Raw genomic sequence first — 13,828 nt, 5'->3', positions numbered from 1 at the left:
GGTGATCGGGCGACTGTCCGGCGCGGCACGGCTTCAAGGGGGGATGCCCCCGCCGCCACCGCTTGACGTCCCCGCCCCCGGCACCGAAATTCTGCCCTGCGGCCGCCCTTTCGGCGCCTCGCGCGATCTTCGAAAGGCAAGGGGCACCCAAGAGTTGCCCCAGGAATGCTGGAGGGGCACCTCTTGGGTGCTCCAGGCAAGAGCAAGACAGGAAAGGGGCTCCCGACGCCGATGTCCATGTTCAACAGCCCGCTGCTGCTCGGCTTCGACCATTTCGAACGGGTCCTCGACCGGGTTTCCAAGGCCTCGGCCGAGGGCTACCCGCCCTACAACATCGAGCAGACCGGCGAGCACGACCTGCGCATCACCCTGGCCGTGGCCGGCTTCACCGAGGCTGATCTCGCGGTCACCGTGGAAGACAACCAACTGGTCGTGCGCGGCCGCCACGCGGTACCAGAGGACGAAACCCGGATCTTCCTGCACCGGGGCATCGCGGCCCGGCAGTTCCAACGCAGCTTCGTGCTGGCCGAGGGCATCGAGGTGAAGGGGGCGCGGCTCGAGAACGGCCTTCTGCACATCGATCTGGCCCGCCCGGTGCCGGAAACCGTGGTCCGGCGCATCCACATCGAAAAGGCGCCCACCCCGGCCGCCGGCCGCACCGTCGAGGCGCCCGCCAGCCGCACCAGGAAGAGCGACCCGTCATGACCGCACCCAAGGCCACGCCCCGCAAGACCGGCTTGCCATCGGCCGCCGAGTTCAGTACCGAGTTGAGTGGCGCCGGGTTGAGTGGCGCCGAGCTGGCCGCCCTGGGCACCCAGACCATCGCCTTCATCAAGCCGGTCGAGCAGGAAGGGCGCACGGTGTGGTCGATCCACGCCGCCGACGGCCAGCCGCTGGGCGCCGCCCAGACCCGCGACGCGGCCATGGGGGCCGCCCTGCAACACAACCTGACGCCGATCAGCGTGCACTGAGCCCGCCTTGGGGCCGCCCGCCCCGCGCGGCCCGCGCGGCCCCTTCCAACACCTTGACTTCAGGCGCTTTGTGATGGCGCCGACCCGCCACCCCCGGGCCATGCGCGCAGCCTTGACAGCCTGTGGGGCCGGCCCTATGGTGCCGGCGCTTCCCGGCCGCCCTGGCGGCGGGTCGGGGGTGGGTGCGGCTTGTTCCGCAGGCCCCGTCCGGACCCGGCGACACCATGGCGCTGGCCCGCCGGACGCGGACCGGTGAGGCATCTGGGGGAGGTATCGGGCCATGAGCAACCAGGACCGAGGCTCTCCGGACTCCTCCGGCGGCGGACAGCCCGACCTGGCCGACATCGACCGGCGTCTGAAGGACCTGGGGCACGGCGCGGAAGAGCAATCCTCCGCCACCTCTGCCCAGTCCGGCGGGGCCGGTTCCGGGGTCGGCCTGGGCATGCGCATCAGCGTCGAGTTGGTGGTGACCACGGCGGTCGGCACCGGGCTTGGCTGGCTGCTTGACGATGTCCTGGGAACCCGCCCCCTGATGCTGGTCATCGGCCTCCTTCTGGGGGGCGCGGCCGGGGTAATGAACGTCTATCGGGTGGCCCAGGGCCTGGACGACGGTGTCGGTCTGGGACGGGCCATGGAGCACAAGCGCCAGGATACGCCAGGGCGATCCGGCGCCGGCCAGGCGCAGGCGAAGGAAGAGGGACCAAACGGTGGCTAATCCCATCCATCAGTTCGAGATCACCCCCATCATCCCGATCCATATCGGCGATCTCGACCTTTCCTTCACCAACTCGGCGCTGTTCATGACGGTGGCCGTGGCGTTGTCGTTCGCCTTCTTCTGGGTGGCGACCCGCCGGGTGGCGGTCATTCCCGGGCGCCTGCAAAGCATCGCCGAGCTGCTCTATTCGTTCATCGCCAACATGATCAGGGACAATGCCGGCAAGGACGGCATGAAGTACTTCCCGTTCGTGCTCACCCTGTTTCTGTACGTGGCGCTGGGCAACATGCTGGGCCTGTTGCCTTACAGCTTCACCTTCACCAGTCACATCCTGGTCACCGCCGCGCTGGCGCTGGTGATTTTCGTCGGCGTGACCATCCTCGGCTTTGCCCGTCACGGCATGGGCTACTTCCGGATGTTCTTCCCCGAGGGCGCGCCGCTGCTCACCGCGCCGATGCTGATCCCGATCGAGATCATCTCCTACCTGTCGCGTCCGTTCAGCCTGTCGGTCCGTCTGTTCGCCAACATGACGGTCGGCCACATCATGCTGAAGGTGCTGGCCGGGTTCATCATCTCGCTCGGCGTGTTCGGCATCGTGCCCTTCGCCGCGGTCGTCGGGGTGACCATGCTCGAAATCATGATCGCCCTGATCCAGGCCTACGTGTTCACCATCCTGACCTGCATCTACCTGCACGACGCCCTGCACATGCACTGATCCCGGCCGCCCCGGCCCCGGCGGCCGGCGGCACCCGGGTGGGCGCGGGCACCCCCAACAGAGAACCCCACCTGACCACCGTCCAAATCAAGCGAGGATTTTCGATATGGAAGCTGAAGCTGCGAAGATGATCGGGGCCGGTCTGGCCGCCATCGGCATGATCGGTGCCGGTATCGGCGTCGGCAACGTCTGGGCCTCGTTCATCAACACCGTCGGCCGCAACCCGGCCGCCAAGGGCGAGATCGGCGCCAACATCTGGATCGGCTTCGCGGTCACCGAGGCCATCGCCCTGTTCGCCCTGGTCGTCGCCCTGATGGTGCTGTTCAGCTAAGACGCCCGGACGACCACACCGGCCCGACGGAGAGCCCCTTGGTCTGGGGCCTCCCGGGCCGGTGGCCGTCGCGTGCGCCTTGGCTGATCCGACCGCATTGTCGGGGACGGCCCGCATCGCCGTCCCCACGTTGCCGTTCCTCAAGGTTACGGTCCCCTTCAGGCCGCCCTCCCGGGAGCCCTTTCCATGCCCCAGTTCGATCCCTCGAGCTTCGCCTCCCAGCTGTTCTGGCTGATCGTCACCTTCACGGCCCTGTTCATGATCGTCTGGCGGTTCGCCATCCCGCGCATCGGCGACGTCATGGACCAGCGCCAGAAGATGGTCGATGACGACCTGGAGCGCGCCGCCCAGTTCAAGGCGGAAGCCGAAAGCGCCATCGCCACCTACGAAAAGGCGTTGGCCGAGGCCCGGGCCCAGGCCCGCGCCGTGCTCAAGGAATCCGAGGCCAGCCTGCAGGAAACCCAGGAAGCCCGCCAGCGCGAGGTGTCCGCCCGCCTGGCCGAGGAAATCAAGAACGGCGAGGCGCGCATCGCCAAGGCCCGCGACGAGGCCCTGGACAGCCTGGCCGACATCGCCGCCGACACCGCCGCCGCGGCGGCCGAGAAGGTGGCCGGCATTCGTCCGGCGCCCGACGAGACCAGGAAGGCGGTCGCCGCCACCCTGGAAAAGCGCGCCAACTAGACGACGCGCCCCCGGCGTACCCAGAGCCGTCGCCCGCAAGAGGACCGCCCACCGATGATCGCCACCGCCCTTGCCGCCAGCCACGCCGAGGACGCCGCCCACGCCGCTTCCGGGGGCCTGTTCGCCGATCCCGCCTTCTGGGTCGGTCTGGCTTTCCTGGTCGTCGTCGCCGCCGCCTTCCGGCCGGCCTTCCGGGCCATCACCACCTCGCTCGACACCCGTGCCGCCGGCATCAAGAGCCGCCTGGAAGAGGCCCGCAAGCTGCGCGAGGACGCCCAGGCCATGCTGGCCGAGTACCAGCGCAAGCAGAAAGAAGCCCTGAAGGAGGCCGAGGACATCCTGGCCCAGGCCCGTGGCGAGGCCGAGCGGCTGCACCAGAAGGGCCTTCAGCAGCTTGAGGAGTCGATCACCCGCCGCGAGCAGCAGGCCCAGGAGCGCATCGCCCAGGCCGAGGCCCAGGCGGTGCGCGAAGTGCGCACCCAGGCCGTCGACGTGGCCCTGGCCGCCGCCGCCAAGGTCATCGCCGAGCGCCTGGACGCCAACCAGAGCGCCACCCTCATCGATGCCGCCATCAAGGACCTGCCGCAGCGCCTGCACTGATCGGCGCCCTCCCGGCAGCCACCACACAGCCACCAAAGGGGCGGCCCGGCACCAGCCGGCGCCGCCCTTTTCTTTTGGCGCGTTTTTCCGACGCCCCGGGCAGCCCGGCGAGCCGCCGTTTCCGGCCCATGCCGGGCGGCCACCCCGGCCCACCTCCCGCCAGGCCTTTCCGCGTGGGGGTTGGCAAGCCCTCGGGCCGCCCCTATACACGGGGAGCCACTTTGTTTTCCAACGTTCCAGAGGTTTTGAGATGGAGGCCCCTTCCCAGATGCCGCCCGGCCAGCCGGACACCCGGGTCAGCGTGCGCGAGGCCTTCGGGCTGGACAGCGAACTGACCGCGCCGGCCTTCTCGCGGCCCTCCGACCACGTGCCGGAGCGCGACGACAACTACCTGTTCGACCGCGACACCACGCTGGCCATCCTGGCCGGCTTCGCCCACAACCGGCGGGTCATGGTGCAGGGCTACCACGGCACCGGCAAGTCGACCCACATCGAGCAGGTGGCGGCGCGCCTCAACTGGCCGTGCATCCGCGTCAACCTGGACAGCCACGTCAGCCGCATCGACCTGATCGGCAAGGACGCCATCGTCCTGCGCGAGGGCCAGCAGGTGACCGAGTTCCGGGAAGGCATCCTGCCCTGGGCCCTGCAACACCCCTGCGCCCTGGTCTTCGACGAATACGACGCCGGGCGGCCGGACGTCATGTTCGTCATCCAGCGGGTGCTCGAGGTGGAGGGCAAGCTGACCCTGCTCGATCAGAACAAGATCATCCGCCCCCACCCCGCCTTCCGCCTGTTCGCCACCTCCAACACGGTCGGCCTGGGCGACACCACCGGGCTCTATCACGGCACCCAGCAGATCAACCAGGGCCAGATGGACCGCTGGAACATCGTCGCCACCCTGAACTACCTGCCGCACGACGCCGAGGTGGACATCGTGCTGGCCAAGATGCCCGACATGGCCGGCGAGGCGGGCCGCCAGCAGGTTTCGGCCATGGTCGCGGTGGCCGACCTGACCCGCCAGGGCTTCGTCAACGGCGACATCTCCACCGTGATGAGCCCGCGCACCGTGCTCACCTGGGCCGAGAACGCCCACATCTTCGGCGACGTGGCCTTCGCCTTCCGGGTCACCTTCCTCAACAAGTGCGACGAGGCCGAGCGCCCCATCGTCGCCGAGTACTACCAGCGCAGCTTCGGCACCGAGCTCAAGGAAGGGGCGGCTCAAGTTGTCACCCTGTAGCTTTGTCACCCTGTAGATTGGTCACCCTGTAAGACGAAAGATGTCGCCATGCCCGTCCCCCCGGCCAGCAGCAACCAGCCGCCCGGCCTGGTGCCCGGCGACCCGGAACCCGGCGAGACCCTGAAGCGGGCCACCAGCGCCGCCCTGAGGGCCATCGCCGGGCGCCACGAGGTGACCGTCTCCTACGCCCCGCTGGGCTACGGCGGGGCCGGCGCGGCCCATGTCACCGGCGACACGGTGCGCCTGCCGCTGCCCACCGCCCTGCCCGACGCCCGCCAGTTGGGCCGCCTGCGCGGCGCCGCCGACACCGTGGCCCTCAGGCTGCGCTACCACGACGAGAGCCTGCACGGCCGCAACCTGCCTTTCGGCCACGAGGCGCGCGAGGTCTATCAGGCCCTCGAGCAGGCCCGCTACGAGGCGCTGGGGGCCCGGGTGCTGAAAGGGGTGGCCGGCAACATTTCGGGCGCCCTGGAGCAACGTCTGGCCGCCGAGGGCCACGCCGAGGCGACCCGGGCCGATCAGGTGCCGCTGGCCGAGGCCCTGCGGGTGCTGGCCCACCAGAGCTTCGGCCACCTGCCGCTGGGCACCGGGGCACGCCATCTGGTCGAGCTGATCCGCGCCGACCTGGGGGCCGAGCGGGCCGACGCCCTGATGACCCAGCTGCGCGACCTGGTCGGCGATCAGAAAGGCTACGCCAAGGCGGTGCGTCACCTGCTGGCCGAGCTGTCGCTGGAACCCGAGCTGGACGACCCCGAAAGCGACGACGACAGCCCCGCCGAGGCCGACGACGAGGCCGCCCCCGGCGGCGGCGACGATGGCGGCGAGGCCAACCCCGAAAGCCAGATCGCCGGCGGCGCCGAGGCCGCCCCGGACAGCGACGTGGGCGGCCAGGGCGGCCGTCAGGAAATGGCCCCCGAGGAAGAAGCCGGCGAGCAGCAGGTGGAGGGCGAGATGCCCGGCCAGGGCGGCGAGGATGCCGCCGGCCCCGGCGAACGCCGCCCCGAGGCCGCCCCCGGCAGCCTGGGCCTGGGCGGCTACCGGGCCTTCTCCACCACCCACGATCAGGTGGTGGGGGCCGACGAGCTGTGCGATCCGGACGAGTTGACCCGCCTCAGGGCCCAGCTCGACCAGCAACTGCATCGCCTGCAAGGGGTGGTCACCCGGCTGGCCAACCGCCTGCAACGCCGCCTGATGGCGCGCCAGACCCGCTCCTGGGAGTTCGACCTGGAGGAAGGCTGGCTGGACGCCGCCCGCCTCGCCCGGGTGGTCGCCAACCCGACCCACTCGTTGTCCTACAAGATGGAGAAGGAGACCGACTTCCGGGACACCGTGGTCACCCTTCTGATCGACAACTCAGGCTCGATGCGTGGCCGCCCCATCACCGTGGCCGCCATGAGCGCCGACATCCTGGCCCGCACCCTGGAACGCTGCGCGGTCAAGGTGGAGGTGCTGGGCTTTACCACCAGCGCCTGGAAGGGCGGCAAGAGCCGCGAGGCCTGGATCGCCGCCGACAAGCCGGAGCGCCCGGGGCGCCTCAACGATCTGCGCCACATCGTCTACAAGGGGGCCGACCAGCCCTGGCGGCGGGCCCGCCGCAACCTGGGCCTGATGCTGCGCGAAGGCATCCTCAAGGAGAACATCGACGGCGAGGCGCTGCTGTGGGCCCATACCCGCCTGCTCCAGCGGCCCGAGCAGCGGCGCATCCTGATGGTCATCTCCGACGGTGCCCCGGTGGACGATTCGACGCTCTCGGCCAACCCCGGCAACTACCTGGAAAAGCACCTGAGGGCGGTCATCGAGATGGTCGAGAACCGCTCGCCGGTGGAGCTGGTGGCGATCGGCATCGGCCACGACGTGACCCGCTACTACCGCCGCGCCGTCACCCTGATGGACGCCGAGGAGTTGGGCGGCACCATGCTGAAACAGCTCGCCGCCCTGTTCGAGGAAGACGCCCGCGCCGGCCCCGGCCCGGGCTGGCACGCCGTGATGTAGGCGCCCCGGCCCTACAGGAACACCTCGACCGAGGGCACGACCAGACTGAAGCGGTCGGCCAGTGCCGCCAGTTCGGCCCGCACCAGGGCGGCGGCCGGCTGCACCCCACCCAGCGGGTCGGGCAGGTCGCGGTCGGCCACCGCGTCGGCCGGGATGCAGGTGAACAGCCCATGGTCGAGCGCCGCCCGGGCGGTGCTGGAGACGCACATGTGGGCCATGAAGCCGGTCAGGATGAGCTGCTGGCGGCCGGTCGCCTTCACCGCCTCGACAAAGGCCGGGCTGGTGAAGCTGTTGGGCAGCCCCTTCACGCACACCGCCTCGCCCTCGGCCGGGGCGCAGGCGTCGATGATGGCCGCACCCCGCCCCTCGGGGTCGAACAGCCCGCCCGGCCGGCCGTGGTGAACCACGTGGATGACCGGGGCGCCGGCCGCCCGCGCCGCCGCCAACAGGCGGGCGATGGCGGCCGAGGCAGGCCCGATGCCGGGCAGCGCCAGGGCGCCGTCCAGATACTCGTTCTGGGCGTCGACGACCACCACCACGGCGGCCTCGAAGGTGGGGGGAACCAGCTTGGCGCCGGCCATCTCAAGCAGGGTGCGGGGCTGATTGGTCACGCGGGATGCCTCCAGGCCGACAACAATGCCTGGAAGGGTGGCCCGCCGGCCCGGCCAAGCCAAATGACAAATCGGTCAGCCAGGGAGGAAGGCGCGGGGCAGGGTTGGGCGCCGAGCCGCCGGTCAGGGCGCGTCGATGGCTTCCTGGCGGGCGAAGGCCTCTTCCACCAGACGGGTGTCCTGGCGCTTCTGGGCGATCGAACGGGGCAGGCTTTCCAGCTCCTCGATCAGCGCCATGTGCAGCACCCGGGCGACGTCCTTCTTGCGCTCGCGGCAGGCCTGGGCGTGGGCCAGCAGGATCTTGTCGCTCAGCCGCCGCATCGGGTGGCCGGGCGGCGTGTTGGCCTGGGGGCTGGGAGAAGGCTGGGAGACGTCGTCGGCCATGGCAAATCCGGGGGCAAGGTCCGGGGGCAAGTTCCGGGGGCGGGATCCGGGAGCGGGATGCTTCACGGCGAGGTCGCGGCCGGGCTGGCCGTTGTCTTGCCCCGAGCCGCCCCAGCCGGGAAGGCACCGGGGGCGGCCAGCGCCGCGAACCCCTCGCCCATCCTCAATACCCCATCGCGGTCCGCGCCGGAACCCCCGGGGTTGCCGGGCCACGAAAGCGGGTCGTGCGCGATCCGACCCGGATCGCGATGACGATTTGCGGCAATATCAAAAACTTAGAGCGTGTTGCGTGAGTCACAAACCACGCAACACGCTCTAGGTGTGGAGCCGATCTGAGCGAAGAATCGGGAACCACCAAGTGGTTCCCGACTTTTTGCGCTCGGCTTTAGGGCCTGAGGACCCTCAGGCGGCGGCCTGGGTGGCCTTGTTCGCCTTGCTGATGCGCCGCTTCAGGCGCCGCGCCTCCAGCGACAGCTCCTCGTTGCGGGCGCTGGTCAGGTAGGCGTCGATGCCGCCACGGTGCTCGATGCTGCGCAGGGCATGGGTGGAAACGCGCAGGCGCACCATCTGGCCCAGGGTGTCCGACAGCAGGGACACCGTCTGCAGGTTGGGCAGGTAGCGGCGGCGGGTCTTGATGTTGGAGTGGGAGACCAGGTTGCCGGTCTGCACTCCCTTGCCGGTAACGGCGCAACGACGGGCCATGGGGTCTAACGTCCTTGAAGTCCGAAGGGGTGACGAAGGGTCCCGCCGGGGTCCCGCCGGTGTCGGGGCGGACGGCCACCGGCACGCCCCGGGGTGGTCAACAGGGGGGCGGGACCACGGGCAATGATCCTTGAAGGGAAGGGTTCTTAGCCTTTGCCGGGCCGCCCGTCAAGGGGCGGAGTCCGGCCGGCCGGCCTCAGCCGAACAGCTTGTCGATGTCGTCCTGGCTGAAGGCCTCGCCCCCGCCCTCGTCGGCTTTCTCTTCCGCCTTCTGCGGGGCGGGCGCCGGGGCCGGTTTGGGCGCCGGCTTTTCGGCCGGTTCATCGGCCTTGGGGGCGGGCGCCGGCTCGGCCTTCTTCACTTCCACCTTGGCCTTGGCCGCCTCGGGCTTCGGCTCGGGCGGCGGGGCGGCGCCGGCCAGCATGGCGTCCACATCGTCCTGCGACACCCCATGGCCGGCCAACTGCGGGCCGTGCAGGTACTTCTTGTATTCGTCCTTGTCGGCCTCGCCGTCGCGCGGCGGGTCCTCCTGGGCGATGGAGTCCGGCCCCCAGATGAGGATCAGGCTGTTGACCCGGTTCTCGATGAACTGCAACGAGGTCACCACCTTGGTGATGCGCTGCCCGGTGATGTCCTGGAAGGCGCAGGCCTCGAACACGTTGCCGGACTTTTCCGGCACCTGATCGAGCAGGGCCAGGATCTCGGCGTCGCTGGTCTTGGCGCGGACCTGGGTCAGGATGTCCTCGATCCCCTCGACGTTCTCCATGATGGTGTTGGTGGCGCCCTCGGTGGCGGCGACGATGGCATCCAGCTCGTCGGACATGCGCGAGAAGTGGTCCTCGTCCTCGGTCGAGCCGGGACGGCGGATCGCGGCGATTTCCTTCCTGATCTTCTGGATGTGCTGGAACAGGCCCAGAAGTTCGCGCTTCAGGACATGCACGTCATCGTGACTGCTGATCGACATCGGGGGCGGCGCCCTTTGCAACTGGCTTCCGGCCGCCACCAAGGGACGGCCTGGGTTATTCCGGAAAGTTTAACACCTTCGCGGCGGAATGTGTAGGCGGGCCAAGGGGCGACTCCACCAGCGGCCCCTTCAGCGGTCCTCGTCGCGCAGGGCCCGCAGGGCGGCGGTGACCAGCCGGGCCCGGTCCTCGTCGCCAAGGTCATCGAGAATCTTCTGCTTGGCGTTGCGGATGCGCATGGCGTTGAGCAGAAGTTCGGCCCGCTCGCGGCTGATGTTGCCCTGGGCGGCGCGGATGCGGGCGATGGCCTCCTCGCGAGCCGGGGAGTCGCCCTGCCCGGCCCCCTTCAGGTGGGCGGCGGCGGCGCTCTTTTTGGCCGCGCGGTTGCGGGCCCGCGCCGCGCGCGCCTTCTTGGACAGGAACAGCGACAACAGGCGATCCGCCAGATCGGGCATGGCGACCTCCCTCAGGCCTGGCGAGGGGCCGGCCCGCCCACCAACCCGCCGACCGGTCCGCCCACCTCGGCCAACTCGTCAGCCAGGCGGCGGGCCTCCTGCTGACGCTGCCACATTGCCGCATAGGCGCCGCCCCTGTCGAGCAGCTCGCCATGCCGGCCGCGCTCGACGATGCGGCCCCGCTCCATGACCAGGATCTGGTCGGCGTCGATCACCGTCGACAGGCGGTGGGCGATGACCAGGGTGGTGCGGCCCCGGGCAACGCCGGCCAGGGCCTGCTGGATTTCCTGCTCGGTGTGGGTGTCCAGCGCGCTGGTCGCCTCGTCGAAGATCAGGATGCGCGGCTGTTTCAGGATGGTGCGGGCGATCGCCACGCGCTGCTTCTCGCCGCCCGAAAGCTTCAGGCCGCGCTCGCCGACCAGGGTCTCGTAGCCCTCCGGCAGGCTTTCGATGAAGGGGTGGATGGCGGCCAGCCGGGCCGCCTCCTCGACCTCCGCCCGGCTGGCCGAGGGGCGGCCGTAGGCGATGTTGTAGCCGATGGTGTCGTTGAACAGCACGGTGTCCTGGGGGACCACGCCGATGGCGGCGCGCAGGCTGTCCTGGCTCAACTGGCGCAGGTCGTGGCCGTCGAGGGTGATCGCCCCCTCCGTCACGTCGTAGAAACGGAACAGCAGGCGGGCGATGGTCGACTTGCCGGCCCCGGAGGGCCCGACCAGGGCCACCTTGTGGCCGGCCGGCACGGAAAAGTCCACGTCGCTCAGGATGCGCCGCTCGGGATTGTAGGAAAAGCCCACCCCCTTGAAGGCCAGCGCCCCGGGGCCGGGCGGCAGGGCCTTGGCCTGCGGCCGGTCGATCACCTCGGGCGGCGTGTCGAGCAGGGCGAACATGGCCTCCATGTCGGTCAGCGCCTGCTTGATCTCGCGGTAGACCATGCCCAGGAAGTTGAGCGGCAGGGCCAACTGCACCAGATAGCTGTTGACCAGCACGAAGTCGCCCACCGTCATGGTGCCGGCGGCGACCCCGTTGCCGGCCATGATCATCAGCCCGGTCAGACCGAGCGAGATGATCACCCCCTGCCCCACGTTGAGCACCACCAGACTGGCCTTGCTGGTCACCGCCGCCTGTTCGTAGGCGGTCAGGGCGCGGTCGTAGCGGTCGCTCTCGAAGGCCTCGTTGCCGAAGTACTTGACCGTCTCGTAGTTGAGCAGGCTGTCGATGGCCTTGCCGTTGGCCTCGGCGTCGGACTGGTTCATCGAGCGGCGGAACTTCAGCCGCCACTCGGTGACGCTCATGGTGAAGACCACGTAGCCGCCGATGGTGGCCAGGGTGGCGGCGGCGAAGCGCCAGTCGTACAGCCCCCACATGACGGCGCAGACGATGAGCAGCTCGACCAGCGACGGCCCGGCCCGGAACATCACCAGGCGCAGCAGGATCTCCACCCCCCGGGTGCCGCGCTCGATGATGCGGGCCAGGCCGCCGGTGCGCCGCTCCAGGTGGAAGCGCAGCGACAGGGCGTGCAGGTGGCGGAAGGTCGACAGGCCCATGCGGCGCACGGCGCGCTCGGTGACCTTGACGAAGATGGCGTCCTGAAGCTCGGCGAAGGCCTGTTGCAGCACCCGCACCAGACCGTAGCCGACCAGCAGGCCGACCGGCACGCTGATCGCCACCCCGGCCTGGCTGGCCCCGCTCAGGGCATCGACGGCGTGCTTGTAGAGCACCGGCACGGTGATGGTCGCCGCCTTGGCGGCCAGCAGCAGGATCAGCGAGATGACCACCCGGGCCCGGATGTCGCGCCAGCCGGCCTCCTCCGGCCCCGGCCACAGGTGGGGCAGGAAGCGCCTCAGGGTTTCAAGGTCGTTGCGGGGGCGGTCGGAGGGAGGCGGGGGCGGCCGGCGGCTGCGCATCTAGGGGGGACGGCTTTCTGACGGGAAACGGAAGGAAGGGAGAGCGGAAGGAAGGGAGAGCGGAAGGGTCAGGACCGGTCCGGCGGATTTTTCGGCGCGAAGCGGGCGATGCGGGCCCTGAGGCGGGCCTGATCCTCTTCGGTGGTCGCCTGCGAGTCGGTGTCGGCGGCCGACTTGCGATGCCCCGGCTTGCCCGGACGGCCCAGCTTGCCGGCCACGGCGCGCGGCCCTGGCGTTGGAGACTCCGGCGCGGCGGGTGCCGACGGCGTCTGTTCGGCAGGTGCCGGCGGCGCCTGTTCGGCGGGCGCCGACGGGGCCTGTTCGGCGGGCGCCGACGGGGCCTTGGCGGCCGGCTCCGGTTCCCCGGCCGCGCCGGCCGACTTGCGGGCCTTGAGGCGAATGCGCGGGGTCGGGGCGTCGGCGCGGCGGGCCGGCGATTCGGCGCTCTGCGGCGCCTCCGGCGCGTCCTCGGCGGCCTGGGTGGCTTCCAGGATGCCGATCAGCTCGGCGATGCTGGGATCGACCGTGCCCTCGTCGTCGTCCACCGCCGCCCGGGTTGGCGCGGTCGGCCGGTCGGGGGGCGGCTCCAGCGGCAACTGGTCCTGCGGCAAGTGGTCCTGCGGCAACTGGGTGGTCGGCTCATCGACCGGTGGCGCGGTCGGGCCGCCCGGACTGAGCTTGCGGGCCATGGAGCGGATGTCCTCGGCCTCGCCCGGCCCGTCCGGCGGCGGCTTGGCCACCGTTTCCAGGCGCTCGGCGGGGAGAGGCTCGGCGGGGGAGGGCTCGGCGTGACGCGGCTGACGCGGCGCGTCGGGGGCCACCGGCTGCCCGGTGGCGGCGCGCACCCGCTGGTCGACCTCCGAGAGGAAGGCGCGCAGGCGGCCCTGGGCGCCGTTCTCCAGCATCTCGCGGAACAGGCGGTCGGCCTCCACCTCCTCCAGCTCACGCACCAGCCGGTCGTGCCGCCGCAGGAAGGTGGCCATGGCCACCCGCACCGGCTCGTGGCTCTGCGCCCGGCGGACCAGCCAGTCGGGGAAGCCGGGCTCGCTCGCCCGGTGCTCCAGGAAGACGTTGTGGAAGGCCCAGATGTCGCCCAGCGAGGTGCGAGCCCACAGATGCTCGGCCTGCTCGGTGTCGATCAGGCGCAGGTGCTCGGCGCACAGCGCCACCTGACCGATCATGTCCTTCAGGGCCAGCTCAGCGTTGGCCATCACGGCGCCGCGCTGGACCTGGGTCTGCACCTGGAGCAGGGCCCGGATCTGGGACTCGGACAGATCGACCAGCCGCTTGCTCTGCCACAGCACGCCGCGCAGCGCCCGGCTGTTGCGGCCCAGCGCGATCATCTGCAGGGCGGCCACCACGACCAGCCAGAGCAGGGCCGGCGGCCCCACCGCCAGACCGGCGTAGACGGCCAGTTCGGACGCCGGCAGGTCGGCCAGCGCCGACCAGCCGGGGCGGGCACCGATCAGCAGGCCGAGGCCGGCAAGCCAGCCCAGGCTGAGCACCGAGGCGGCGATGGTCAGGACAAGCGCGGGCATCGCGGAACGACCCTGTTGGCGGAAGGGGAA

16 protein-coding genes are annotated in these 13,828 nt (G+C 70.5%); 9 read left to right on the top strand and 7 right to left on the bottom strand.

The genetic code is table 11. The annotated features are described in order from the left end of the window. Nucleotides 1–231: 231 nt before the first annotated feature. From BLR95_RS01555 to BLR95_RS01515, 9 genes are all read left to right on the top strand, one after another. Nucleotides 232–705: an Hsp20 family protein gene (locus tag BLR95_RS01555; protein WP_092614306.1), complete on the top strand. Its 474-nt coding sequence runs from the start codon at nucleotides 232–234 to the stop codon at nucleotides 703–705. Continuing rightward, nucleotides 702–971: a DUF1150 family protein gene (locus tag BLR95_RS01550; RefSeq protein ID WP_092614303.1), complete on the top strand. Its 270-nt coding sequence runs from the start codon at nucleotides 702–704 to the stop codon at nucleotides 969–971. Before BLR95_RS01555 ends, BLR95_RS01550 begins: the two co-directional genes overlap by 4 nt. Before the next feature lie 280 nt (nucleotides 972–1,251). After that, nucleotides 1,252–1,686 carry an AtpZ/AtpI family protein gene (locus BLR95_RS01545; RefSeq protein WP_092614300.1) on the top strand — a complete coding sequence of 145 codons (435 nt, stop codon included), beginning with the start codon at nucleotides 1,252–1,254 and terminating at the stop codon, nucleotides 1,684–1,686. Beyond that, a complete protein-coding gene (locus BLR95_RS01540; protein WP_092614298.1) occupies nucleotides 1,679–2,401 on the top strand; it encodes a F0F1 ATP synthase subunit A in 723 nt (240 codons plus the stop codon). Before BLR95_RS01545 ends, BLR95_RS01540 begins: the two co-directional genes overlap by 8 nt. 106 nt (nucleotides 2,402–2,507) lie before the next feature. Continuing rightward, nucleotides 2,508–2,732, top strand: coding sequence for a F0F1 ATP synthase subunit C (locus tag BLR95_RS01535; RefSeq protein ID WP_092614295.1), 225 nt, complete (start codon nucleotides 2,508–2,510; stop codon nucleotides 2,730–2,732). A 186-nt stretch (nucleotides 2,733–2,918) separates the two neighbouring features. Beyond that, nucleotides 2,919–3,413, top strand: coding sequence for a F0F1 ATP synthase subunit B family protein (locus tag BLR95_RS01530; protein WP_092614292.1), 495 nt, complete (start codon nucleotides 2,919–2,921; stop codon nucleotides 3,411–3,413). A gap of 54 nt (nucleotides 3,414–3,467) precedes the next feature. Then, nucleotides 3,468–4,013 (top strand): F0F1 ATP synthase subunit B family protein, encoded by a 546-nt coding sequence (locus BLR95_RS01525; RefSeq protein WP_092614289.1) that lies wholly within the window; start codon nucleotides 3,468–3,470, stop codon nucleotides 4,011–4,013. Between the two features lie 250 nt (nucleotides 4,014–4,263). Continuing rightward, nucleotides 4,264–5,250: a cobaltochelatase subunit CobS gene (cobS, locus tag BLR95_RS01520; RefSeq protein ID WP_092614286.1), complete on the top strand. Its 987-nt coding sequence runs from the start codon at nucleotides 4,264–4,266 to the stop codon at nucleotides 5,248–5,250. A 48-nt stretch (nucleotides 5,251–5,298) separates the two neighbouring features. Beyond that, entirely contained in the window at nucleotides 5,299–7,242 is a 1,944-nt protein-coding gene (locus tag BLR95_RS01515; protein WP_092614283.1) for a cobaltochelatase CobT-related protein, read from the top strand. Nucleotides 7,243–7,253: 11 nt separating this feature from the next. Here the strand turns inward: BLR95_RS01515 and BLR95_RS01510 are convergent, their stop codons facing one another. The 7 genes from BLR95_RS01510 to BLR95_RS01480 all read right to left on the bottom strand — a co-directional run bounded on the left by BLR95_RS01510 (nucleotide 7,254) and on the right by BLR95_RS01480 (nucleotide 13,798). After that, nucleotides 7,254–7,853 (bottom strand): isochorismatase family protein, encoded by a 600-nt coding sequence (locus tag BLR95_RS01510; protein WP_218119448.1) that lies wholly within the window; start codon nucleotides 7,851–7,853, stop codon nucleotides 7,254–7,256. 123 nt (nucleotides 7,854–7,976) lie between these two features. Further along, nucleotides 7,977–8,237, bottom strand: coding sequence for a hypothetical protein (locus BLR95_RS01505; RefSeq protein WP_092614280.1), 261 nt, complete (start codon nucleotides 8,235–8,237; stop codon nucleotides 7,977–7,979). Nucleotides 8,238–8,639: 402 nt separating this feature from the next. Continuing rightward, nucleotides 8,640–8,939 carry a 50S ribosomal protein L28 gene (rpmB, locus tag BLR95_RS01500; RefSeq protein WP_092614277.1) on the bottom strand — a complete coding sequence of 100 codons (300 nt, stop codon included), beginning with the start codon at nucleotides 8,937–8,939 and terminating at the stop codon, nucleotides 8,640–8,642. A gap of 196 nt (nucleotides 8,940–9,135) precedes the next feature. Next, nucleotides 9,136–9,903, bottom strand: coding sequence for a protein phosphatase CheZ (locus BLR95_RS01495; RefSeq protein ID WP_092614274.1), 768 nt, complete (start codon nucleotides 9,901–9,903; stop codon nucleotides 9,136–9,138). Between the two features lie 129 nt (nucleotides 9,904–10,032). Beyond that, complete coding sequence (locus BLR95_RS01490) at nucleotides 10,033–10,356, bottom strand: hypothetical protein (RefSeq protein WP_092614271.1); 324 nt, start codon at nucleotides 10,354–10,356, stop codon at nucleotides 10,033–10,035. Between the two features lie 11 nt (nucleotides 10,357–10,367). Continuing rightward, nucleotides 10,368–12,260: an ABCB family ABC transporter ATP-binding protein/permease gene (locus BLR95_RS01485; protein WP_092614268.1), complete on the bottom strand. Its 1,893-nt coding sequence runs from the start codon at nucleotides 12,258–12,260 to the stop codon at nucleotides 10,368–10,370. Nucleotides 12,261–12,328: 68 nt separating this feature from the next. Further along, the gene (locus BLR95_RS01480) at nucleotides 12,329–13,798 is read right to left on the bottom strand and encodes a hypothetical protein (RefSeq protein ID WP_092614265.1); all 1,470 of its coding nucleotides are present in this window, start codon (nucleotides 13,796–13,798) and stop codon (nucleotides 12,329–12,331) included. Between the last annotated feature and the right edge of the window lie 30 nt (nucleotides 13,799–13,828).

It is taken from the genome of Roseospirillum parvum (genome assembly GCF_900100455.1).
Taxonomy (GTDB): Bacteria; Pseudomonadota; Alphaproteobacteria; order Rhodospirillales; family Rhodospirillaceae; genus Roseospirillum; species Roseospirillum parvum.
This window is presented reverse-complemented; position numbering and strand designations above follow the sequence as displayed.